We start from the raw sequence: 23,623 nt of genomic DNA, 5'->3' as shown, positions 1-23,623 counted from the left end.
TTACTGCTACGCGCCTGGGCCGTCAATCACTTTTTAACAACTCGCGGGTGACTGTTGTTAAAAGCATCATTCGGGCAAAAATCAAGCTTCAGCTTGTTTCAATTGCGGTGATTGCGCCCGTAAGAATGGCAGCAAGAAGAAAGCGGATAAACAGGCAGCAATAGAAATAACCACAAAGAAACCATTCCAGTGCCAAATCTCCATAATGCGAGCAATAGGGTAGCCTGATAAGGCAGCACCTAAGTAGGCAAATAACCCAACAAAACCGGTAGCCGCCCCCGCAGCATCTTTATGTGAACATTCAGCGGCAGCCATACCAATAAGCATCTGTGGGCCAAAAATAAAGAAGCCAATGGCAAAGAAGCACCCGGCCTGCAAGACATAGCTGACACCAGGCATAATCCACAATGAGGCGACAGAAAGGAAAATACCAATGGCGAATATCAGGTTCATCGGCCCACGATTACCCCGAAACCACTTATCCGATCCCCAACCCGCGACCAGCGAACCGATAAACCCGCCCACTTCAAATAATGAAATTGCCGAGTTGGCTGTCATTAATGAATAACCTTTCTCTTGCGTCAAATAGAGATTTCCCCAGTCATTGATCGCGGTGCGGACGATATAAACCAGTACATAAGAAACCGCCAGCAACCAAATATATTTATTGGTTAACACGTAGCGCTTGACGATTTCTTTGTTTGAAAGCCCCTGCCCTTCAGATTCTTGCACCAGCTCCATGGCATCATTCCGCCATTTACCCACACTTGGCAGCCCCATGGTGCTGGGTTTATCACGTAGTCGCCAACACATCAGTAAACCCACTACCACTCCGATAATACCGGGGATAATCATGCCGTAGCGCCAGCTAAAGTGCAGAGAAATAAAACCAACCAGCAAGGGAATTAATGCACCACCAAAGTTATGTGATGTATTCCACATCGCCCACCAGCTGCCGCGTTCTGAGCGGGAATACCAACTGGTTAATATTTTAGAACATGGCGGCCAGCCCCACCCTTGGAAGAATGCATTAACTATCCACAAGGTGCCAAACACCAGTAATGAAGAACTCATCCCGAACAGGATATTAATAATCCCAGTCATGACCAGCCCGATCCCCATAAAGTAACGTGGATTAGAGCGGTCGCTGATCATCCCAGAAATAAACTTGGAACAACCGTAAGTGATATAAAACAGCGTGCCTAAAATCCCGACATCTGACATTGTCAGCCCCAAGTCGCTGAGCATGGCCGGCATAATAAAGTTGAAGCTTTTACGGGTAAAATAAAAAGCAGCGTAGCCGATATACATCGTCCACATTAATTGAATACGCCAGTATTTATAAGACGAGTCAATTTGCGCTTGATCCGTTACCGCTGGCACGTTATCGCGACTTTTGAGGAAAGACCACATGTGAACCTCAGAAAATTTATCAAGTAGAGTCATCATGTTCCTCGTGCGTACAAAACCAATGAGAAAAACACCTGTAGAAAACGAGAATATTTCCTAGTTTTCATTAGCTGGCAAAGAATTTGTGGGCAGGATCACACTTAAGCAGGTGCCGTTATCCACACTGAGGCTAAAGCTTCCCCCCAATGCACTGACACGTGTTTGCATGCCGCGTAACCCGTAACCTGGCGTTAATGTTGCCAAATCCATGCCTTTACCATTATCGCGGATGGTCAGGTATATCTTCTGCTTATCCTGCTTAGCATTAATCTCAATCCGACTGGCACCCCCGTGGCGATAGGCATTGGTAACCCCCTCCTGACAGATACGGTATAGCGTAATTTTCAGGGTTTCATCTACCGGAGAATCATCGAGCTGCCAATTAAGCACTCCGACTACCGATTGGTCCTGTGGAATAAGTTCTCGCATCAATGCCGCAACAGCGGCTGATAAAGGTAGGTTATTTAATGCTGCGGGCCATAACTTCGCCAAAATATCATGGACGCCGTCATAAACACGCAAAGCCAGTGTTTCTATCATTTCGGCACTGGTTGAAATCTGGGGTTGTGTAGTTAGCCGCTTGATAATACTGGCTTGGGTACGAATAACTGTCACCGTCTGCCCGACCTCATCGTGCAACTCGCGCGCGACATCGCGCCGGGCATGTTCTTCAGCCACCACCAACGCTTTGGCCAGTTCTCGGTTTTCATTCAGCCGTATTTGTAATTGTTCATTCAGCTCCCGCTGCCGCTGGATACCAGCCCCGAGTAATAAACCCGTTAAACTTTGCGCTAATAGTGATAATAACAAATCACGGTGTGAATCTAACTCTGCCGGAGTAATAATCAATAACACCATGCCATTGAGCAGAGTGGCCACCACCGCCCCTTGCCAGCCATAACGGTAGGACATAAATACAATGGGGATCGCCAGACAGAAAGGTGCAAATAAATACAAATCCGACTCAGTAATATGATGCTGTAGCCAAATACTCAGGGCAAACAGCAGCAAATACCACATTATATGATTCAAACGCAGGTTAATTGGCTTATGTATTAGCCCCGGTTCCAGTGGGGCCCAGATCTGGCGCGCCAGATAATGCCACAATAGCAGGCAAATCGGTGCAATAGTAAAGCCGCCAACCAACCCCAATAATAGTGCCATCGCTCCCTGTTGACTGGCAATTTGCCACCCCAACGCCTGTATCAGCGCCGCACCAATAATGACAGCGCCCTGCATCAAGGGCCATTTCCATTCACTGTCATTTTTCTGATGGCGCAATAACCAAGGGGAGGCGAAAACGGCCAACAAGGTGGTCGCCAGCAGGAGGGGAAGAGCGAACCACAATAACTCGGGGTAACCAAATTGATCCGTTAGCATCCACCAAAGTAAAGCGTCCCCCAGCAGAATCCCCGGCCAATATTGCCGTGGACTTTGTAATAAAATGCCCATACGCAGGCCAAAAGGGAATAACAGCAGTGCCTGTAACGGCCTATCAACCAGTTGAGTGCCAACGGACCATAAACAGAAAGCTGCAGTGATATAAATAAATAATAATGCCAGCAGCATAATCAAACGCTGCATCATAGATTCAATACCTGCTTGGCTAACTCAACGTTATTACTGACACCGAGTTTGGCAAATAAGTTAGCGCGATGGACATGAACTGTTTTCGGTGACAGTGCGAGTGCCTCGGCAATATCACGCACTTCCATACCTTGCGCCAACAGCACAGCAACTTCTCGCTCACGACGAGTTAAGGGATCAACCGCTACACGGGCTAATTTTTGGGCAATTTCCGGCATCAGATACACTCCGCCACTGCCCACCGTGCGGACGGCATTAACCAAGTCTTCCGGCTTACAACGTTTGGATAGGAACCCCCGCGCGCCGCGCTCTAGGGCCATTTCAACTAACGCCGGGCTGTCATGCATCGACAGCATAATAACCCCCATTCCTGAGGGGAGGTCTTTTAGTAAATCCAATCCGCTCTCATCAGGCATGGAAATATCACAAATACAGATATTCGCCTGTAAGCCCGGTAATCCAGCCCTAGCCTGCTTCGCGGAGCTGAATTCACCCACAACCTGGATATCTTCCTCCAAAGAAAGTAATTGGGCAAAACCTGAACGCACGATGTCGTGATCATCAATAAAGGCAACACGATAAGTCACGGAAGACTCCAGCCAGCGGGGGGGATTAGGCTGAAGTATACCGTAACATTAGAGCAACACTGCGATTGGTATCAAAAATCATCCTATATCAGATAATCCTGTATTAATTCGGCTGAGTATGCCGTGTCGGAGTCTGACACCAGTTATTTTCTGCATTAATTCCGCCATCGGGTGAGGTATAGCCTAAACATCCGAGGACAGAGTCAAACAATTCAACCTGACGGTGACTTTTGCCGATGCGCTGCTCGGCTTGCAACTGCTCAAAAGCCGTGAGATTTGCCGGGTGCGCCAGAAACTTATCTGATGCCCAAACCATCAATGGCACGCGGAATTGCTCTGGCGGCGCCATCTCCCGTGGCGTGCCGTGGAAGTGGGAATTATCGTCGATAGATTCCCCATGGTCTGCGGCATAGAACACCAGCGCTTTCTTATCGCGCATTTCGTCGATCACATTCGCAATAAAGGAATCGGTGTACAGCACGCTGTTATCAAAAGCATTCACCAATTGCTGTTTACTACAAAAATCATCAACTCCCATACATTCAGGCTGATAGCGGGCATAGCTGCGGGGGTAACGTTGGGAATAGAGATAATGAGAACCTTTAGTATGTAGTATCACTAAATGCTTACCGACAGGATAGCGCCCGAGTGACTCTTTCAATTCATCAACCAGCAGCATGTCATCTACGGGTTTATCATCGTTACGTTTCTCAGAGGCAATCAATTCTCGGAACGAATAATTATCGACGTTCGCATTATTGTAGAACCACATCTCGCTTTGCATCGCGAACAATTCAGAAGTGAAGCCCAAGGACTTCATCACGGCGAACACATTTTGCTCTTTCAGTGTGCGCTGTGGGTTTTCTTCCGTCCCTCCTTCCCGTACAAACATACAGCGCAATGACAGTTTGGTCGAGGTATCACAAGATGTGCCACGAAAAGCGACTAAATTCTTTTCTTTACTTAGCCGCGGAGTGGTATCTCGTGAATATCCCAGCAGCCCCATATGGTCCCAACGGGTGGTTTCACCAATGATAAACACAACATAAGTGTCATCAATACCTGCGGGGGCAACATAGGTATGCTGTTTCGCGGGGTCATACATTGTCGCCGCATCATACTTTTCGTCATATTGTGTATAAGCGTATAAACCCAATGCTGCCAACCAGTTAGAGGGAAGATAGGAGTGAGCAATCACCCCGCCATAACTCGGTAAGTCCACAGTTTTCAGTTGTTCATCCGCGTGCTGTACTTTGTCCAGATAGCGAATCGGTAACCAAACCAATGCCACCACCGCCACCATCAATACCAGGGGTTTGAGGCGCTGGCCCGGAGTTCGAAATTGCTCCAGTAAGGTGAACCGTAAGGTATTTTTCCAGATAAGCAACAAAGGTAGTGCGCTGACCACAATCATCCAGATGACAAAATGCAACCCGATGACCTCTTTCGATAGGTCGGTATCCGTGGTCAAGACGGAAATGACGATGCCATAGCCAATCACGACATTGAAAAAAGTCATGTAATAGCTGGCGGCAACAGAAATCAGTACCAAAAAGGTTGCGGCTACGCGATAAAACCATCGGCCACCGAGGGAAATGACGCGCATGACAAAGAAAGTAAACAGAATAATTGCCATCACTTCGATGATAGCGGACACGACTTTTATGCCTTGAATACCTTGGCTAAAGGTGTCAAAACGACGATAAAAGACAGAGATATTCAGGAAAACACCAATATAAACTGCCAACAACAAAGAAATGCTTTGCTGGGATAAAGATTTAACTCTGTCCATATAACGCAAGGTCTCCAAAGACACTATTTGCGGTGTGAATCAATCAGACAGTAAACCCCTCCTCAGGTTCAGTGCAAAACTAATAAGCACGCTATTGATCTCAGTTACAAGAATTACCTTAACCCTTTTTAGTGGTTTAGTCTTCAAGCTAACGCATAGTCCAGGCAGGAGATATCTGCTTATTTATCGGTTAATGCGGGGAAAAGGAGTATATGCCCACAAGATAACTCTCATGGGCTGGCGCGTGAGGGCAATGATTTATTTGATATTCAATGTGACGTCAATATTGCCACGGGTTGCATTGGAGTATGGGCAGACAACATGGGCCTTTTTCACCAAATCTTCTGCTACGCTGCGCTCAACACCCGGCAAGCTAATATCCAGTTGAACCTCAATGCCGAATCCCGTCGGAATAGCGCCAATACCGACCGTCCCTTCGATACTGGCATCATCGGGTATTTTTACCTTTTCTTTTGATGCCACAAATTTCAGTGCCCCAAGGAAACAGGCAGAATATCCCGCAGCAAACAACTGCTCAGGATTCGTCACGGCCCCTCCTGCGCCGCCCATCTCTTTAGGGACACCCAATTTCACATCCAATACGCCATCCGAGGATGTTGCCCGGCCATCACGACCACCCGTTGCTTTGGCTTTGGCACGATATACCACTTTTTCGATAGACATAATGCTTTCCTTTCAGGGTCAATAAACATGAAGAGCATGTACGATTTGAAAGTATGGCACTCATTATGAAAAAGCCCCCAAACTTGAACTGGGGGCTTTAGAGGCACTATTATTTAGAAAAACCGTCATTTATAAAAATGATCATTTGGCTGGAGCCTCTATCTTGTCGTCTATCCGCTGCAACATATATGGATAGAATGGATTCGATGAGATACGCATCAGTGAATCCAATCCAACCACCAAGACGGCCCGCTCACCGCGTGCGGCGAACGTCCCCAGACTGATACCGTATTGATCACGCGGCTCAGGGTAGCGCCCATAAAGTGAGTCACTCATTGGGAATGGTAATGCCACATGAGATAACGAGAAGATATCCGGTGGATAAATCAACCCCGTTGGCGTTGAAGTCTCATTGGTTTGACCCGCCAGGGTGGTTAACGCCACGGTTTCATTGCTCTGCGGCGAAACATTACTAATCACAGTTACGCTGTAATTACGCGGTGGCGGCGGCAATAAACGGGCCAAAGCCGTATAAGAAGATGTTCTCAGTAACGGGCCGAAACTGGCCGCACGGTTCAAGTCAAACAGCACCACTTCACTGCCATTCTTCGGCAAGTGGTTGTAGAGAGCCGTAACAACAGCGCGGGTACTGACCGTTGAATCCATTAATGACTGGAAGGTCAAAATTGGCGGCAGCTCATCCATTTTATTGTTTCTGGCATCACGCGCGATTTGCTGTTGTAACACAGAAGTTAGCAAATAAGACTGACGAGCAGCATTAACCGGGAATGAGTTGTATTTGAATGGGTTGAACTCGGGCACTATCCCCAGCCAGGCCGCTTTGGCAAAAGCGGGGAAGATAGCTGGCCAACCCGCAACACCGGCAAAACGTGCGAAACTGGTTACACCAATCATTGGGGATATCAAGATAACCCGTTCAGGTTTTGCCAGTTTTGGGTCCTCCAGGGAGTCCAGCGTATATTTCATTGCCAGTGCCCCCCCGTTTGAGAAACCAACAACATGCAGCGGCAAATCAGGGCCGCTTAGCGCTTTAGCCTCACGAACAGCCAGGCGTGTAGCCGCTAACCAGTCCTGCCATTCAACATCGGTCAAGGCGCCAGGGACGGTGCCATGCGCAGGTAAACGAATACCAACGGCTACATATCCACGTTGACGATAATTTTCAGCAATATGGCGCAAACTGTAGGGGGTATCAGTCAGGCCATGCAGCAATACGACCGCACCTTTAGGTTTACCATCGGGTTGCAGGATATAAGAACGGTTCCAGTCATTTTTAAAATGAGGTGGATAAATCGAGCTACCCGAATAATAGCGGTTTAATGGAACCTGGGTTCTTGGCTCCAGTTTCTCAGTAACATTGGTCCGAACTTCATCGAAAATCTTGTTTTCAGCTGTAATGTAATCGGTCCAATTGGCTTTATCAATTTCAGCTGCGCGCATGTCATGGGGGACAAACGTATGCCAAAGCTCAAGCTTCGGGCCACGTTGTGTATCATAAATTCTTATCGCCAGTATGGTCACTGACATGACCACCAAGACCAGTACAATCCGTTTAATCCACCGCTTAATGGCTAGAGCTGGCATGGGTAATTACTCCGTAGATATATCATTTTCATTATTAAGGTCACTTTATCACCATCTGTCATGCTGTTACTTTAAACGCAAAGTATTAACTTGGTATATAGCGCGATATTAATAAAATTAACATCCAGTTATTACTGTCAAAGAAACAACCTTAAACAGCTTAATTCCCCGTTATCCATCTCATTTCACTATAGTATTAAATGGCCTCGTTTAACTTTATTGCAGTCCTTTCGTGCCGGAGCCGCCCTCATGAGTATTTGTCTAATCCTTTCGGTAATGGTTGGTTTGCGCTGAAAGCAGAAGCCTTTGCCCGTTTTTTTGGCACACCGATTTTCCTCGGAGCACAAAACTACCACCGCAACCTCATATCTGAAAATAACTCAGGCTACAGATAAAGATAATATTATCAGTAGCCTGACTCGAGGCTATCACGGCTACGCTTCGCTATTTTCCACTTGCTCTGCAATAATATGAACAGGTGCTTTACGCAACCAAACCCACCAGGCAAGTGTCATTAATGTTACCCAAACCAGACCAACATACATGGCAATCCGGGTATCAGGAAAATATCCCAGAACCGCAATAATGAAAGCCATAAAGATGATAGTGAGAATCGGTGCTACCGGCCAGAAAGGCACAGGGAAGGCCAAGCGGGCAACATTTTCTTTGCTCATTGAGCGGCGCATCGCCACTTGTGAGATAAGTATCATTAGCCACACCCAGACCGTCGCAAAGGTCGCAATCGAGGCAATAATCAAGAACACATTTTTCGGGATCAAATAATTCAAAACTACCCCGCATAACAACGCTATCGCCATCACTAAAATAGTCATCCATGGCACGCCATTGCGGGTTAAACGGCTAAAGCACTTAGGCGCTAACCCTTCCTGCGCCAGACCATACATCATGCGGCCAGCACCATAAATATCACTATTGATCGCTGAAATAGCCGCGGTAATAACCACCAGATTCAGAATATTTGCGGCAGAACTAATCCCTAAGCTACTGAAAATTTCAACAAAGGGACTGCCGTTTTGTCCAATGCTGTTCCACGGATAAATCGCCATCAAAACAAATAAGGTCAAAACATAGAACAGTAAAATACGCACGGGGACAGTATTGATAGCGCGTGGTAATACTTTTTCCGGGTCCTTCGCCTCACTGGCCGTCACCCCAATAATCTCGATACCACCAAAAGCAAACATCACTACAGCAAATGAAGCAATCACCCCCGTAATGCCGTTTGGCATAAATCCTTGATGAGACCATAAATTACTGACCCCAGTGCTCTCATGACCGACACCAAAACCAAACATCATAATGCCCAGCCCTGCTGCAATCATGACAATAATCGCGGTCACTTTTAGCAGCGATAGCCAAAACTCCATTTCACCAAAAACTTTGACTGAACACAGATTTAGCGCACCAATAAAGAAAATAATACTCAGCACCCAAACCCACTGTGGCGCATCCGGGAACCACAATCCCATATAAATACCGAACGCTGTGACATCGGCCAGCGCCACAATGATCATCTCAAAGGTATACGTCCAACCGGTCAGAAAACCTGCCAGTGGGCCAAGATAGCGGCTGGCGTAGTGACCGAAGGAGCCGGCAACGGGATCATGTACCGCCATTTCACCCAGTGCGCGCATCACCATAAATACAGCAGCGCCACCAACCAAATAAGCAAGTAATACTGCGGGGCCAGCCAGACGGATGGCCTCAGCGGAACCATAAAATAAGCCCGTACCAATGGCGGAACCTAACGCCATGAACCGGATATGCCGAGCACTAAGCCCGCGTTTGAGCGTGGATGAATCATTCTTCATGGTACATTCTCGCAAGGTTTGTGCCCTTTCAGGCAGGGGTTCAGAGAGGGCGATTCCGGTAACCGGAATCACCTATACATCACTGTTTTTTTTTAGTAATTATTATTTATTAAAACTAATGATTTATTAAAGGCTAGGAAGTAGATGCGGAGGCATCAGTTCATTCATATGAAGCTGAGCAATGAGCTGGCTTGCAGCTTCAATATCGGGAGCAAAAAATCTATCTTTTTCGTAGTAGGCCACATGTTTACGCAGTAGCAGGCGCGCAGGTTCCAAAGTCTCTGATGTTTTTAGGCCTTTTCGCAGATCCAGCCCCTGACATGCTGCCAACCACTCAACAGCCAGAATGCCGCGCACATTTTCCGCCATTTCCCACAAACGCTTACCAGCACGCGGGGCCATAGAAACATGGTCTTCTTGATTCGCCGAGGTTGGGATGCTGTCGACACTGGAGGGGAATGCCAGCCCTTTATTTTCGCTGGTTAGCGCCGCTGCCGTAACTTGCGCAATCATAAAACCAGAGTTTACGCCGCCATTTTCCACCAGGAATGGTGGTAGCTGCGACATGTGTTTATCCATTAATAACGAAATACGGCGCTCTGATAATGAGCCCATTTCCGCCAGCGCCAGCGCCAGATTATCTGCCGCCATAGCAACCGGTTCAGCATGGAAATTCCCGCCAGACAACACATCGCCCTGCTCAGCAAATACCAATGGGTTATCTGACACCGCATTCGATTCAATCGCCAAAACTTCAGCTGCCTGCCGCATTTGGGTCAAACAAGCCCCCATAACCTGTGGCTGACAACGCAGGGAGTATGGGTCTTGAACTTTGTCACAATTACGATGAGATTCAGAGACTTCACTGCGCTCGCCAAGCAAATGACGGTAAGTGCTGGCCGCATCAATTTGCCCTCGTTGGCCTCTAACGGCATGGATACGGGCATCAAATGGACTACGAGAACCTAATGCTGCTTCCACCGTCAAGCTGCCAAAGACGGAGGCCGCTGCATAAAGATCTTCAGCTTCAAATAAACCGCGCAAAGCATACGCGGTGGAGACCTGAGTACCATTGAGGAGTGCCAGCCCTTCTTTGGCCGCCAATGTCAGCGGCTGCAAACCGGCTTTAGTCAGTGCCGCACCTGCATCCAGCCATTCGCCCTGATAGCGAGCTTTACCTTCACCAAGCAGCAGTAAACTCATGTGTGCCAGCGGAGCTAAATCACCAGAAGCACCCACTGAGCCTTTTAGTGGAATATGCGGATAAACTTGTGCATTAACTAATGTTATCAACGCCTGAATGACTTTAAGTCTGATACCTGAGAAGCCACGCGCCAAGCTATTGATTTTCAATACCATAATCAAGCGTACAATAGCGTCGTCATTGGGCTCACCAACACCCGCAGCATGGGAAAGGACAATCGAGCGCTGTAGATTTTCCAAATCTTCCGTAGCAATACGAGTGGATGCCAACAGGCCAAATCCGGTATTGATACCATAAGCTGTGCGCTTCTCTGCCAATATGGCTTGCACGCAATCCACACTTTGCTGAATGGGCGCGTAAGCACTTTCATCCAAAGTTATCTGTACGGGATGCTGATAAACATGTCGCAAATCAGCCAGAGTCATCTGGCCAGGGCGCAGTGTCATTGTTGTTTTCATGCTTTATTCCCTTGAGTTGCGGCAATCATTGGTAGATTAAGGCCTTGTTCTTGCGCACAATTAATCGCGATATCATAACCCGCATCAGCATGACGCATCACACCAGTTGCCGGGTCATTATGTAATACTCGTGCAATACGTTCGGCCGCATCATCGCTGCCATCACATACCACCACCATGCCTGAATGTTGCGAGAAGCCCATTCCCACACCACCACCATGGTGCAGTGATACCCAAGTCGCACCACTGGCGGTATTTAGCAATGCATTGAGTAACGGCCAGTCTGAGACAGCATCAGAACCATCCTGCATAGCTTCGGTTTCACGGTTAGGGCTGGCAACTGAGCCGGAATCCAGATGGTCGCGGCCAATGACAATCGGCGCTGACAGCTCACCACTTCGTACCATCTCATTAAAAGCCAAGCCTAATTTAGCGCGCTGGCCCAAGCCAACCCAACAGATACGGGCGGGTAATCCTTGGAAGCTGATGCGCTCACGGGCCATATCTAGCCAGTGGTGCAGATGTTCATCATCTGGGATAAGTTCCTTGACCTTCGCATCCGTTTTATAAATATCGTCGGCATCACCAGAAAGCGCCACCCAGCGGAATGGGCCAATACCACGGCAGAATAAGGGGCGAATATAGGCAGGAACAAAACCAGGGAAATCAAATGCATGGGTAACACCCATATCTTGCGCCATCTGGCGAATATTATTGCCATAATCAAAGGTCGGGATGCCCATATTGTGGAAAGCCAACATCGCTTTGACATGTTCGGCCATTGAAGTTTTGGCGGCATTCACCACCAACGCTGGCTCGCTTTGGGCTCGTCGACGATACTCTTCCCAACTCCAGCCGGTCGGCAAATAACCATTCAGTGGGTCATGTGCACTGGTTTGGTCGGTCACCATGTCAGGGCGAACCCCACGGCGTACCAGCTCAGGTAAAATTTCGGCGGCATTACCGCATAAGGCGATAGAAACAGCGGAGCCGGCGGACGTGTATTTTTTAATCCGTGCCAGCGCATCATCCAAATCGGTCGCTTGTTCATCGACATAACGGGTTTTGAGACGGAAATCGATACGGCTTTGCTGGCATTCAATATTCAAAGAGCAAGCTCCCGCCAGAGTTGCCGCCAGCGGTTGTGCCCCCCCCATGCCGCCCAAGCCCGCTGTTAATACCCAGCGCCCTTTCAAGCTACCGCCAAAATGCTGCCGACCTGCCTCGACAAAAGTTTCATAGGTACCCTGCACAATGCCTTGGCTACCAATATATATCCAACTGCCCGCCGTCATTTGACCGTACATGGCCAACCCTTTGGCGTCCAGCTCGTTAAAGTGTTCCCAATTAGCCCAATGCGGAACTAAATTAGAGTTGGCAATCAATACCCTAGGTGCATTGCTGTGGGTCTTAAAAACACCCACTGGCTTGCCAGACTGAATCAGTAGAGTTTCGTCATCATTCAACTGAGTGAGGCTTTCCACAATTTTGTCATAGCATTCCCAGTTGCGAGCTGCGCGACCAATACCACCGTAAACCACTAATTCTTTTGGATTTTCAGCTACTTCAGGGTCGAGATTATTCATCAACATACGCAGCGGGGCTTCGGTCATCCAACTTTTAGCAGTCAGTTTTGTACCACGCGAAGCTCGAATCTCAGTATCACGGAATCTATTTTGGGCAGTCACGGCAATTTCCTTCAACCAGTTTTTCAGGTATCAACGACATTACTTAGTTTGAGTATTTATTAACATATACTCGTATAGACAAGTACAATCAAGCGCCAGAAAAACTGTAATAACTCACCACAAACCTAAAAAATAATTACATTAATAATGTTTAAAATTAATAAGTTATGAGATTTTTCATTGGTTACCAAGACAAAGCGGGAGAATTTTCGACGTGGTTTTGGCGATGAAACCAGCATAAAATTGGTCTGTTTTTGCGCACGGAGTCACATATGTTTCACACTAATTTTACATTATGACACGCAAAATGCGCGATATGTCGCCATTGCTTAATCATATTTCCATCACGCCTCCCCGGCCTAATATTCATATTAGTTGATTAGCGCGCGATGAAAGCTATCGATGAACTGGGCTTTGTCATGCCATTAGGGTGCTTTGTTGCTATTGGGCTGTACGGGTTATTTTGGACAAAACTGCATGCGCAAAACATCAACCAAACTAAAGTCATGGCTGAAAGTTCATTGTACTAGAAAGAAAAGTTATTATTTTTAGCATGTTAATGCCACCGATAAGATGCATTTTTGTCCGGTGGCTTCACTAATGTATAGCCATTTTTTTATCAGAATAAAGCTCATTTATAGATTATAAATAGCAGAACATATCCATGCATCTAAGGTTGGTTTGTGCCAACTGTGATGGGTAGAAACTCTCGCCGAGCAGAGTAAAACCATTCTTTTCATAAAATGCCGATGCATTAGGTGTCGAGGCAAGGGTTAACTTTGTGAATCCCCGATCTCTGGCTTCCTGCTTGATAGCATCCAAAATCCGAGATGCCATCCCACGACCTTCAAATTCTGGTAATGTGAAAATGGCTTCGACGCTACCGGATGAAAGGTCTAAAAACCCTGTGGCAACAGCTAGTTGGCTGATTGGATCATTAATAACAAAAAATGGATTACTCGCCACAGCCTTGGGATATCCCTCGGGCATCTGATCCGGTGTCCATGCGGTTAGTGTTTTTTCATCGTACACATTGCGACACCCATGTCTGATGGCCTGGTTCCTAACCCACCATAATTGCTCAACTTCACTCGGTGATGCTAACCTGACCTCCATCCACTCTCCTGTTTTGATTTGGTATACCCGTGGCCCCAAAATGATAAAAGCCCCGACTACACGAGTTAGTCAGGGCTTTTAAGGAACTACACATTTAAAATTAAACATTAATCAACTTAATAACGTAATACATATCTTGGTACTATTTATAAAGATGTACATATTTTTCAGGAATATTTTCGTTTAAAACTAACTCTTCCCTCCAATATATTAACTGAATGGTAACATTCCCAGTTTATTACATTTAGCCATGCTTTTGATAAGACTGGCTAAATCAGTACATCACCCTCGCGATATATACTCTTTGTTACGTGGCTTTACTTTCGTCGCGATATCCCCGATCTCATACTGATGTACACAAATCGCGAACATTACTATTAACAACAAAGCCTTACATCATCGCGTATCGTCCACAAAATGCGATTGTACAGATTTACTGCGTGGCCTTAAAGCATCATCGCATGAGTCGATTATAAGAAAACTCATAACGAATCTCACATAAAAAAATATTTCGTGACCTTTATCGCATTATTTAAAATTTGCTACATGGACACCGGTTAAATAAAAAGTTCGTTACTCATTGCACCGGTGTTAAATTCCAATCTACGTGTTCTATATCAGATGTCAATACTGTTTTTAAGCACATGTCTTTATTATCAGTACTATTGAGATTTTATGATTATTTATTGATCTAGACCGGTATAAAACTGTAATAGTTTAATCATTTCGGACACTTTGTTAGAGATATAATGAGCAACACTAACGAGGTGAGAATGTGAAGAAAAACGTTTTTTCATCAGTTCAGCCCGCTAAATTCCGCAGAAATAAGGCAACAGTTGCGCGACGGGCATTGAGGTTTATTTGGGGGCATCTCTAAAATGGCAGTATTTTTATACCCCTTGTATAAGGTAGAAACCAGTAGACTGCGGTAGATTCAGACAGACCGATTTCTTTATAATCATTTGATTATAAGGTGATTTATTGGTGGCAAGAGAAAGCGGGAGGCGAGCTTTGGCGGAAGATCACAGGAGTCGAACCTGCCAGGGACCGCTGGCGGCCCCATCTGGATTTGAAGTCCAGCCGCCCCACCGGGGACGATGATCTTCCATCTGGAAGATGGGTAGTAAGTCGGTGATTATAGCGTGTTTATTATATGACGCCATTCATTCAATAGACTCGGTGAATAGATCTACTTCGCAAAGTGGATGATAGAAGCATCATTCGCGGCTCAAAAATAGCTAATAACTGACTTCGCCATATTTATCACGATGCTCTTTCGGGGTGATTGAATAACCTTTTTTGAATACCGAATAGAAATATTGCAGCGACGGATAACCACACATTTGTGAGATTTCATTGATGGGTAATGAAGTTGCAGACAACAAATTGCGCGCTCGATCGAGTTTTTCTTCATGGATAACGCCATGAATAGTCTGCCCAATATCGTCTTTAAAGCGCTTTTCCAGATTCGATCGCGACATCCCAACGGCATCCAGCACCTGTTCAACCTTAATCCCTTTACAAGCATGATGGCGGATATAATGCATCGCCTGAATCACGGCGGGATCGCGCAATGAGCGGAAATCCGTCGACCGCCGCGCCATTACTTTCACCGGTGGCACCAAAATGCGCTGTAATGGCGGAGTTTCTTGTTGTTTCTGGCGTTGATTGAGGCGCTGATGCAGTAACTTAGCCGCCCGATAGCCCATTTGCCGCGTCCCTTGCACTACCGATGAAAGCGCCACCCGCGATAAATAGCGAGTTAACTCTTCATTATCAATGCCAATCACACTCAACTTCTCCGGCACCGCAATATCCAAATGCTCACATACTTGTAATAAATGCCGCGCCCGAGCATCTGTTACCGCAATAATTCCGGTCTGATGTGGCAGCGTTTGTACCCAGTCTGCCAACCGGTTTTGGGTATATTGCCAATTAGCCGGCGCAGTGGCCATTCCCTGATAAACCACCCCTTGATATTGCTCGGCCGCCACTAATTGCCGGAAAGCATATTCCCGCTCCTGCGCCCAGCGTTTATCGCTGCTGGCGGGTAAACCGTAAAATGCAAAACGGTTTAAACCCTTTTCTTTCAAATGCATAAAAGCCGCCTCAACCAAGGCGGCATTATCGGTCGCGATGTAATCCACTGGTGGGTAATCTTCTGGCTGATGATAAGACCCTCCGACGCCAATAATGGGTACATCGACATTTTCCAGCAATTGCTCTATTTGCCGATCATCAAAATCAGCAATAACACCGTCCCCCAACCAGTCCCGAATATTATCAATACGGCAGCGAAAATCCTCTTCGATAAAAATATCCCAATCACATTGTGATGCCTGCAAATATTCGCCAACACCTTCCACCACTTGCCGGTCGTACACTTTATTAGCGTTAAATAGCAAAGTTATCCGGTAGCGTTTCTCAAACATGGAAGTGGCTCCTGAAATAGGTGGGAAAGGGATATAACAGACAAAGAGATCAATGCAGTATGGCATTGATCTCTTTGCGACGATGGGATCAGACTCGGCGTTTGGTGGCGGAATCCATCCACACCGCCAGCAGCAAAATTGCGCCTTTGACAATGTACTGCCAGAAAGTCGGCACATCCAGCATGCTCATCCCATTATCGAGAGAAGCCATGATAAATGCGCCCATGACCGCACCGGCCACACTGCCAATCCCGCCAGCTAGGCTGGTGCCACCAATGACACAAGCGGCAATCGCATCCAGTTCGGCAATATTACCGGCAGACGGCGAACCGGCCCCCAGCCGTGAACTAAGAATCAAACCCGCTATCGCCACCATCAATCCATTGATAGCAAATACTGCCAGTTTGGTGCGCTCTACATTAATCCCCGACAAACGGGCGGCATCGATATTGCCGCCAATGGCATAGATCCGGCGGCCAAAAGCGGTGCGGGTGGCCATAAAAATACCTGCCAGCATCAGCGCTGTGAGAATCAATACCGGCGTAGGGACACCCCGATAATCATTCAGTAAATATATAGCGCCAAGAACGATAACGGCGGTAATAGTTTGACGGGTAACATCCCCTTGTGGAGCCGCAACCAGTAAGCCCAGCCGGATACGATGGCTGCGCCGACGCCATTGCCACACCACGAACAACATTAGACCAATAGCACCAATACCAAATCCGAAGCCATTGGGCAGATAACTTTGACCAATTTGCGACATAGCATTACTGGTCGGCGACACCGTGGTGCCGTTGGTTACCCCGATTAAAATGCCGCGAAAAGCCAGCATCCCCGCCAAAGTCACAATAAATGATGGCACTTTGCGGTATGCCACCCACCAACCATTCCATGCGCCGAGTACCAGCCCTAATCCGAGGGTGACAACAATAGTTAGAGGTAGCGGCCAACCGAGCCACACATCGAAAATGGCCGCCGCGCCGCCCAATAACCCCATCATCGAGCCGACCGACAAATCAATTTCTGCCGAAATAATGACAAAAACCATCCCCACCGCCAAAATGCCGGTGATTGCCGTTTGGCGAAGTAAATTCGAGATATTCCTGGCGCTGAGATAGGCCCCTTCAGTGGTGAAAGTGAAAAACAGCATAATAATGGCGATAGCCGCCAGCATGACAAAAACTTGCAAATTGACCGATTTTAGTCGAAATAATGGCTTTTTATCGCCATTTTCGGGTGTATTCACTTCAGTTTGATTAGCTTGCGACATGGGTTTCACTCCTGAGTGCGGCTTCCATGACCTTTTCTTGCGTCAGATTATGGTTAATGAGATCGGCTTTGATGCGTCCTTGATGCATGACCAACACCCGATCGCTTAATCCCAAGACCTCCGGTAATTCAGAGGAAATCACAATGACCGCAATTCCCTGCTGGACCAATTGGTTGATAAGTTTATAAATTTCATATTTTGCGCCGATGTCTATACCACGCGTCGGTTCATCGAGAATCAAAATTCGTGGGTTCAGCAACAAGCATTTAGCCAGAATGGCTTTTTGCTGATTGCCCCCACTGAGTCGGGCAATCGCCAGCTCTGAAGAGGAGGTTTTCACCTTTAACCGGGCCAGAGATTGCACAATTGTCGATTGTTCTTTGGCATCATCCAGCATGCTAAAAGAGCCGGTGAAATCATCTAGCGCAGCCAGTGTGATATTAGCCCCCACGCCCATAACCGGTATGATGCCGTCTTTCTTGCGATCTTCCGGCACCATGGCAATGCCGAGCTTCATGGCTTGCTGGCAATTGCTGATGGTCACCGCTTTACCATCAATAAATATCTCTCCCTGCCAGCGGCCAGGGTAAACACCAAACAAGCATTGCACAGTTTCTGTTCGGCCAGAGCCAACCAGCCCGGCAATGCCCAATATCTCCCCGCGTTTCAGAGAGAAAGAGACCTCATCCACCCGGCGGATATGGCGGTTTACCGGGTGCCAGGCGCAGATATTTTCCACCCGCAGAATTTCCTCACCAATGTGGTGGGCTTCGTGTGGATAGAGTTCTTTAAGTTCGCGGCCCACCATCATGGCGATGATGTCATCTTCGCTCATGGTCGCCGCAGGGCAAGTGCCGATATGGCGGCCATCGCGGATCACACAGATATGATCGGATATCGCTTTTACTTCGTTTAATTTGTGTGAGATATAAATACAGGCAATGCCGTGATTCCGTAGATCACGGATAATATCCAGCAAAATAGCGGTTTCACTTTCTGTCAAAGAAGCTGTCGGCTCATCCAATACCAACAACCGGACTTGTTTATTCAGCGCTTTTGCAATTTCGACTAATTGTTGCTGCCCAAGCCCCAATTCCCCCACTGGAGTATTCGGGTCTACCACCAGTTTTACTTGTGCCAGCATCCGTTGACAGCGCAAGTACATGGCGTCGTAATCCATAATGCCAAAACGCCCCCACTCAGAACCCAGGAACATATTTTCCAGCACCGACATTTGCTTTACTAACGCTAATTCCTGATGAATTATCGCAATGCCTTTTTGTTCCGTTTCACGAATATTTTTAGCTTGAAGCGTTTCACCTGAAAAAATTATTTCCCCCTGATAGGAACCTGTGGGGTAAATACCACATAACACTTTCATTAGTGTGGATTTTCCAGAGCCATTCTCACCACACAATGATAATACTTGCCCGGCTTCCAGTGTCAGGCTGATATTATCTACCGCCTTAACGACACCAAATTGCTTAGTAATATTTTTCATTTCTAGCAGGTAGGGCATAATTCCCTCCATATATCTTTTGTTCTTGAAGTTGCAGCATGGTTAGCGACAACCTCAATAACTTCGGATATATTAAACATCTAAAAAGCAATTAATAAATATCAGCCTTCTTGTGGAAACCATCAGCAATAATTGTGCTGTCGATATTGTTTTTATCCACTTGAATCGGTGTCAGTAAATAAGCTGGAACATCTTTTATTCCATTATTTAATTGACTATTTGCTTTCGGCGCTTCGCCTTTACCCAAAGACACGGCAATTTCTGCGGCATCATTGGCTAATTTACTGATAGGTTTATATACGGTCATGGTTTGGGTGCCCGCAATAATACGTTTTATTGCTGCCAAATCAGCATCCTGCCCAGAAATAGCCACTTTACCCGCCAGCCCTTGTGCCGCTAACGCCTGAATAGCCCCACCGGCGGTGGCATCATTAGACGCCACGACAGCATCAATTTTGTTATTGTTAGCTGTTAGCGCATTCTCCATGATTTTTAGGGCATTTTCCGGTAACCAGGCATCAACCCACTGATCACCAACGATTTTTATTTTCCCTTCTTTTATCAATGGATTAAGCACTGTCATCTGCCCCTGGCGGAACAGTTTGGCATTGTTGTCAACCGGCGAGCCACCCATCAGGAAATAATTACCCTGAGGTACTCGCTCAACCAAACTTTTGGCTTGTAACTCACCCACTTTCTCATTATCAAAGGAGATATAAAAATCAATATCAGCATTATTTATCATACGGTCATAAGCCAATACTTTTATACCTTCGCGTTTTGCTTCGGCGATCACATTACTTAATACTTGTCCGTTATAAGGAATAATAACCAGCACATCGACACCACGGTTAATCATATTTTCAATCTGTGACATTTGGGTTTCTTCATTGCCATTTGCCGATTGAACAAATACTTTAGCGCCGAGAGACTCAGCTTTGTTAACAAAAATATCGCGGTCTTTCTGCCAGCGTTCAAGACGAAGATCGTCTATCGCCATACCGATTTTAATTTCTTTACTGAATCCGGGCTGGCTAAACATTACCAGAGCGGCACATGCGGAGAGTAAAATGTTCTTAAATTTCATCTTTCGGTACCTTTCTTATTGTGCAAGCAGGGTAAGAGAAACGGTAAACATCAACTGCAATAGGGATTGTTGTCGCTTATTTGCACATCGGCAATTACAGATTTTCGTCCGCCAATTATGTTTTTTGGTTTAATGTTAATTTTATGATAACGATCATGTTTTCTTTCCTGCAAAATGCATAATCCCAGTCAGAGATGTTATCCATATAATGAATATCAGAAAGTTTCTATAATTAATCGGGTATTTATGAGATCTACGCCACAATTAATAATTCTCTGAATTTAAGTGTGAAATAACGTAATTGTGAGAATCGCCAACAACTCCGAAGATAAAAGCTCATTAGCCCGATAATGCGGGTCAGCTTCCAAGGAGTATGGCATGCAATCTTATTTTAATGAATTAGAACAAGTGCGTTACGAAGGTAGCCAGAGCACTAATCCACTGGCATTTCATCACTACAATCCGGATGAAATTATCCTTGGTAAGCGAATGGCCGATCACCTGCGGTTCGCCGCTTGCTACTGGCATACCTTCTGCTGGGGCGGGGCGGATATGTTTGGCAGCAATGCGTTTGAGCGCCCATGGCAACAGGCTGGCGATGCTCTGACCCTGGCCAAACGCAAAGCCGATGTGGCTTTTGAATTCTTCCATAAACTGAATGTGCCTTATTACTGCTTCCACGATGTCGATGTTTCACCCGAAGGTGCATCATTAAAAGAATATCTGAATAATTTCGCCGTCATGACGGATGTGTTGGCCGAGAAACAAGAAAGTAGCGGCGTAAAATTATTATGGGGCACAGCTAACTGCTTCACTCACCCGCGCTACGGTGCTGGGGCGGCAACCAATCCAGATCCAGAGGTTTTTAGCTGGGCTGCGACTCAAGTCTTTACCGCCATGAATGCCACCCAAAAACTTGGGGGTGAAAACTATGTGTTGTGGGGCGGGCGCGAAGGCTACGAAACGCTGTTAAATACAGATTTACGGCAAGAACGTGAGCAAATTGGCCGCTTTATGCAAATGGTGGTCGAGCATAAACATAAAACCGGTTTCCAGGGCACCTTGTTAATCGAACCAAAACCACAAGAACCGACCAAACATCAGTATGATTATGATGTTGCTACTGTTTATGGTTTCCTCAAGCAGTTTGGGCTGGAAAAAGAGATCAAAGTTAATATTGAAGCCAACCATGCCACTTTGGCCGGGCACTCTTTCCATCATGAGATTGCCAGTGCGATTGCATTAGGTATTTTTGGCTCAGTGGATGCCAACCGCGGTGACCCGCAATTGGGTTGGGATACCGACCAGTTCCCAAACAGTGTGGAAGAAAATGCACTGGTGATGTTTGAAATCCTCAAAGCTGGGGGGTTCACTACCGGCGGGTTGAATTTTGATGCCAAAGTACGCCGCCAAAGCACCGATAAATACGACCTGTTCTATGGCCATATCGGGGCGATGGACACGATGGCATTAGCATTGAAAATTGCAGCGAAAATGATTGAAGGTGGTCAGTTAGATCAACAGGTTGCGAAACGTTATGCCGGTTGGAATACAGAGTTGGGCCAGCAAATTTTGCAAGGCAAACTGTCGCTGGAAGATTTGGCGCGCTATGCCGGCCAACATAATCTGAACCCACAGCACCACAGTGGTCATCAAGAGAAACTGGAAAATCTGGTTAACCGCTATATCTTTGGCTGATAGTTTTATTTATCTGATGCCTGCGCCGAATAGATGAAATTTTGTTGAAAAATAGCCTATTAATATGAGGAACACCTATGTACCTTGGCATCGATCTAGGCACCTCCGGCGTTAAAGCCATTCTCCTGGCCGAAAACGGGCAAGTCATTGCCAGCCAAGGTGCAGCATTATCCGTCTCCCGCCCACACCCTTTATGGTCTGAGCAAGACCCCGCCGATTGGTGGCAAGCCACTGATCAGGCTATGAAATTCTTAGCCACAGACCATGATTTAAAACAAGTAAAAGCCCTCGGACTGACCGGCCAAATGCACGGCGCAACCTTGTTGGATAAACAGCATCGGGTGCTGCGCCCGGCTATTTTATGGAATGATGGCCGCAGTTTTGCTCAGTGCCAGGCGCTGGAAAAAGCAGTAGTGGAATCCCGCCACATTACCGGCAATCTGATGATGCCGGGCTTTACTGCACCGAAGCTGAAATGGTTGGCAGAACATGAGCCAGATATTTTCAATCGCATTGATAAGGTGCTGTTACCCAAAGATTATTTACGTTTTCTGATCAGTGGCGATTTTGCCAGTGATCTGTCCGATGCCGCAGGAACAATGTGGCTCGATGTGGCAAAACGCGACTGGAGCGATGAAATGCTGGCGGCCTGCAACCTTAATCGCCAGCACATGCCCGCCCTGTTCGAAGGTAGCCAGATTACCGGCCATGTCAGTGCCGATATTGCGCGCCGCTGGGGTATCAACTCTGTTCCGGTGGTTGCTGGCGGAGGTGATAATGCTGCCGGAGCAATCGGGGTGGGCTTGTATCAAACCGGGCAGGCAATGCTATCGCTGGGTACATCCGGCGTCTATTTTGCGGTCAGTGATGGCTTTTTGAGTAACCCGGCCAGCGCCGTGCACAGCTTTTGCCATGCTTTGCCGCATACCTGGCACTTGATGTCAGTGATGTTGAGCGCCGCGTCATGTCTTGATTGGGCTTGCCAACTTACCGGGGCCGAGAGTGTTCCTGCGCTGATTGATGAAGTGGCAAATACGCCGCAAGCCGCCACGCCAGTGTGGTTCTTGCCCTACCTTTCTGGCGAACGAACTCCTCATAATAATCCGAATGCTAAAGGGGCTTTCTGGGGCTTTACCCATGAACATGGCCGGGCAGATTTAGCCCGTGCGGTATTGGAAGGAGTAGGATTTGCTTTAGCCGACGGAATGGATGCCCTGCATGCCAGTGGATTACAGCCCAAATCGGTCACATTAATTGGTGGCGGAGCGCGAAGCCCTTATTGGCGTCAAATGCTGGCAGATATTAGCGGCCAAACGCTGGAGTATCGAACTGGAGGTGATGTCGGCCCTGCTTTAGGTGCCGCCCGATTAGCCCAAATTGCTCTCAATCCGGATATTCCATTAGCTGATTTATTGCCTGCGCTACCACTGGAGCAAACACATTTTCCAGATGCACTACGCCATCAGAATTATGCTGATCGTCGCGTCATCTTTAAAAAGCTTTGCCAGCAATTACTGCCACTATGTGAATAACCTAAATTGTATGAATAAGCTAAATTGTGTGAATAGGCTAGATTGTGTGAATAAGCTAAAGTGCAGCCTATAACGCATCA

At 46.9% G+C, this 23,623-nt stretch carries 17 protein-coding genes and 1 tRNA gene; 3 read left to right on the top strand and 15 right to left on the bottom strand.

Annotated features, from left to right (window positions below):
• Positions 1-81: 81 nt before the first annotated feature.
• The 9 genes from uhpC to hutU all read right to left on the bottom strand — a co-directional run bounded on the left by uhpC (position 82) and on the right by hutU (position 12,886).
• A complete protein-coding gene (uhpC, locus tag FTA91_RS08405; protein ID WP_050112464.1) occupies positions 82-1,413 on the bottom strand; it encodes an MFS transporter in 1,332 nt (443 codons plus the stop codon).
• Between the two features lie 93 nt (positions 1,414-1,506).
• Positions 1,507-3,036 (bottom strand): signal transduction histidine-protein kinase/phosphatase UhpB, encoded by a 1,530-nt coding sequence (uhpB, locus tag FTA91_RS08400; protein WP_050112128.1) that lies wholly within the window; start codon positions 3,034-3,036, stop codon positions 1,507-1,509.
• Complete coding sequence (gene uhpA, locus FTA91_RS08395) at positions 3,033-3,623, bottom strand: transcriptional regulator UhpA (protein WP_038637496.1); 591 nt, start codon at positions 3,621-3,623, stop codon at positions 3,033-3,035. The genes uhpB and uhpA overlap by 4 nt, the downstream gene beginning before the upstream one ends.
• A 103-nt stretch (positions 3,624-3,726) precedes the next feature.
• On the bottom strand, positions 3,727-5,415 hold the full coding sequence (eptB, locus tag FTA91_RS08390) for a kdo(2)-lipid A phosphoethanolamine 7''-transferase (RefSeq protein ID WP_145583175.1): 1,689 nt from the start codon (positions 5,413-5,415) through the stop codon (positions 3,727-3,729).
• Positions 5,416-5,673: 258 nt separating this feature from the next.
• Positions 5,674-6,099 carry an organic hydroperoxide resistance protein gene (locus tag FTA91_RS08385; protein WP_038637498.1) on the bottom strand — a complete coding sequence of 142 codons (426 nt, stop codon included), beginning with the start codon at positions 6,097-6,099 and terminating at the stop codon, positions 5,674-5,676.
• Between the two features lie 141 nt (positions 6,100-6,240).
• On the bottom strand, positions 6,241-7,704 hold the full coding sequence (locus FTA91_RS08380; RefSeq protein ID WP_050112129.1) for an alpha/beta hydrolase: 1,464 nt from the start codon (positions 7,702-7,704) through the stop codon (positions 6,241-6,243).
• A 434-nt stretch (positions 7,705-8,138) separates the two neighbouring features.
• Positions 8,139-9,536, bottom strand: coding sequence for an amino acid permease (locus FTA91_RS08370; protein ID WP_050112130.1), 1,398 nt, complete (start codon positions 9,534-9,536; stop codon positions 8,139-8,141).
• Positions 9,537-9,662: 126 nt separating this feature from the next.
• A complete protein-coding gene (gene hutH / locus FTA91_RS08365) occupies positions 9,663-11,198 on the bottom strand; it encodes a histidine ammonia-lyase (protein ID WP_050112131.1) in 1,536 nt (511 codons plus the stop codon).
• Positions 11,195-12,886, bottom strand: coding sequence for a urocanate hydratase (hutU, locus tag FTA91_RS08360; RefSeq protein ID WP_050112132.1), 1,692 nt, complete (start codon positions 12,884-12,886; stop codon positions 11,195-11,197). The genes hutH and hutU overlap by 4 nt, the downstream gene beginning before the upstream one ends.
• 389 nt (positions 12,887-13,275) lie before the next feature.
• Between hutU and FTA91_RS20060 the strand changes: the two genes are divergently transcribed.
• Positions 13,276-13,416, top strand: a complete 141-nt coding sequence (locus FTA91_RS20060; RefSeq protein ID WP_155407202.1) for a hypothetical protein — start codon at positions 13,276-13,278, stop codon at positions 13,414-13,416.
• A gap of 112 nt (positions 13,417-13,528) precedes the next feature.
• Here the strand turns inward: FTA91_RS20060 and FTA91_RS08355 are convergent, their stop codons facing one another.
• The 6 genes from FTA91_RS08355 to xylF all read right to left on the bottom strand — a co-directional run bounded on the left by FTA91_RS08355 (position 13,529) and on the right by xylF (position 20,313).
• Entirely contained in the window at positions 13,529-14,002 is a 474-nt protein-coding gene (locus FTA91_RS08355) for a GNAT family N-acetyltransferase (RefSeq protein WP_145534777.1), read from the bottom strand.
• 1,012 nt (positions 14,003-15,014) lie between these two features.
• A tRNA-Sec gene (locus tag FTA91_RS20055) sits at positions 15,015-15,109 on the bottom strand.
• 131 nt (positions 15,110-15,240) lie between these two features.
• Positions 15,241-16,434, bottom strand: a complete 1,194-nt coding sequence (xylR, locus tag FTA91_RS08350) for a D-xylose utilization transcriptional activator XylR (RefSeq protein ID WP_050112134.1) — start codon at positions 16,432-16,434, stop codon at positions 15,241-15,243.
• Between the two features lie 88 nt (positions 16,435-16,522).
• Positions 16,523-17,707: a xylose ABC transporter permease XylH gene (xylH, locus tag FTA91_RS08345; RefSeq protein ID WP_050112135.1), complete on the bottom strand. Its 1,185-nt coding sequence runs from the start codon at positions 17,705-17,707 to the stop codon at positions 16,523-16,525.
• Positions 17,694-19,226, bottom strand: a complete 1,533-nt coding sequence (locus FTA91_RS08340; protein WP_050112136.1) for a xylose ABC transporter ATP-binding protein — start codon at positions 19,224-19,226, stop codon at positions 17,694-17,696. Before FTA91_RS08340 ends, xylH begins: the two co-directional genes overlap by 14 nt.
• Before the next feature lie 91 nt (positions 19,227-19,317).
• Positions 19,318-20,313 (bottom strand): D-xylose ABC transporter substrate-binding protein, encoded by a 996-nt coding sequence (gene xylF / locus FTA91_RS08335; RefSeq protein WP_050112137.1) that lies wholly within the window; start codon positions 20,311-20,313, stop codon positions 19,318-19,320.
• A gap of 378 nt (positions 20,314-20,691) precedes the next feature.
• Here xylF and xylA point away from each other — a divergent pair, with 378 nt between their 5' ends.
• The gene (gene xylA / locus FTA91_RS08330; protein WP_050112138.1) at positions 20,692-22,011 is read left to right on the top strand and encodes a xylose isomerase; all 1,320 of its coding nucleotides are present in this window, start codon (positions 20,692-20,694) and stop codon (positions 22,009-22,011) included.
• A 77-nt stretch (positions 22,012-22,088) separates the two neighbouring features.
• Positions 22,089-23,543, top strand: a complete 1,455-nt coding sequence (gene xylB / locus FTA91_RS08325) for a xylulokinase (RefSeq protein WP_050112139.1) — start codon at positions 22,089-22,091, stop codon at positions 23,541-23,543.
• Positions 23,544-23,623: the final 80 nt, after the last annotated feature.

Origin of the sequence: Yersinia thracica (assembly GCF_902170565.1) — a bacterium.
GTDB lineage: Bacteria > Pseudomonadota > Gammaproteobacteria > Enterobacterales > Enterobacteriaceae > Yersinia > Yersinia thracica.
This window is presented reverse-complemented; position numbering and strand designations above follow the sequence as displayed.

Coding starts and splice junctions, on each gene's coding strand:
- uhpC (WP_050112464.1), bottom strand. CDS start 1,413: ATGTGGTCTTTCCTCAAAAGTCGCGATAACGTGCCAGCGGTAACGGAT.
- uhpB (WP_050112128.1), bottom strand. CDS start 3,036: ATGATGCAGCGTTTGATTATGCTGCTGGCATTATTATTTATTTATATC.
- eptB (WP_145583175.1), bottom strand. CDS start 5,415: ATGGACAGAGTTAAATCTTTATCCCAGCAAAGCATTTCTTTGTTGTTG.
- FTA91_RS08385 (WP_038637498.1), bottom strand. CDS start 6,099: ATGTCTATCGAAAAAGTGGTATATCGTGCCAAAGCCAAAGCAACGGGT.
- FTA91_RS08380 (WP_050112129.1), bottom strand. CDS start 7,704: ATGCCAGCTCTAGCCATTAAGCGGTGGATTAAACGGATTGTACTGGTC.
- FTA91_RS08370 (WP_050112130.1), bottom strand. CDS start 9,536: ATGAAGAATGATTCATCCACGCTCAAACGCGGGCTTAGTGCTCGGCAT.
- hutH (WP_050112131.1), bottom strand. CDS start 11,198: ATGAAAACAACAATGACACTGCGCCCTGGCCAGATGACTCTGGCTGAT.
- FTA91_RS20060 (WP_155407202.1), top strand. CDS start 13,276: ATGAAAGCTATCGATGAACTGGGCTTTGTCATGCCATTAGGGTGCTTT.
- FTA91_RS08355 (WP_145534777.1), bottom strand. CDS start 14,002: ATGGAGGTCAGGTTAGCATCACCGAGTGAAGTTGAGCAATTATGGTGG.
- xylR (WP_050112134.1), bottom strand. CDS start 16,434: ATGTTTGAGAAACGCTACCGGATAACTTTGCTATTTAACGCTAATAAA.
- xylH (WP_050112135.1), bottom strand. CDS start 17,707: ATGTCGCAAGCTAATCAAACTGAAGTGAATACACCCGAAAATGGCGAT.
- FTA91_RS08340 (WP_050112136.1), bottom strand. CDS start 19,226: ATGCCCTACCTGCTAGAAATGAAAAATATTACTAAGCAATTTGGTGTC.
- xylF (WP_050112137.1), bottom strand. CDS start 20,313: ATGAAATTTAAGAACATTTTACTCTCCGCATGTGCCGCTCTGGTAATG.
- xylA (WP_050112138.1), top strand. CDS start 20,692: ATGCAATCTTATTTTAATGAATTAGAACAAGTGCGTTACGAAGGTAGC.
- xylB (WP_050112139.1), top strand. CDS start 22,089: ATGTACCTTGGCATCGATCTAGGCACCTCCGGCGTTAAAGCCATTCTC.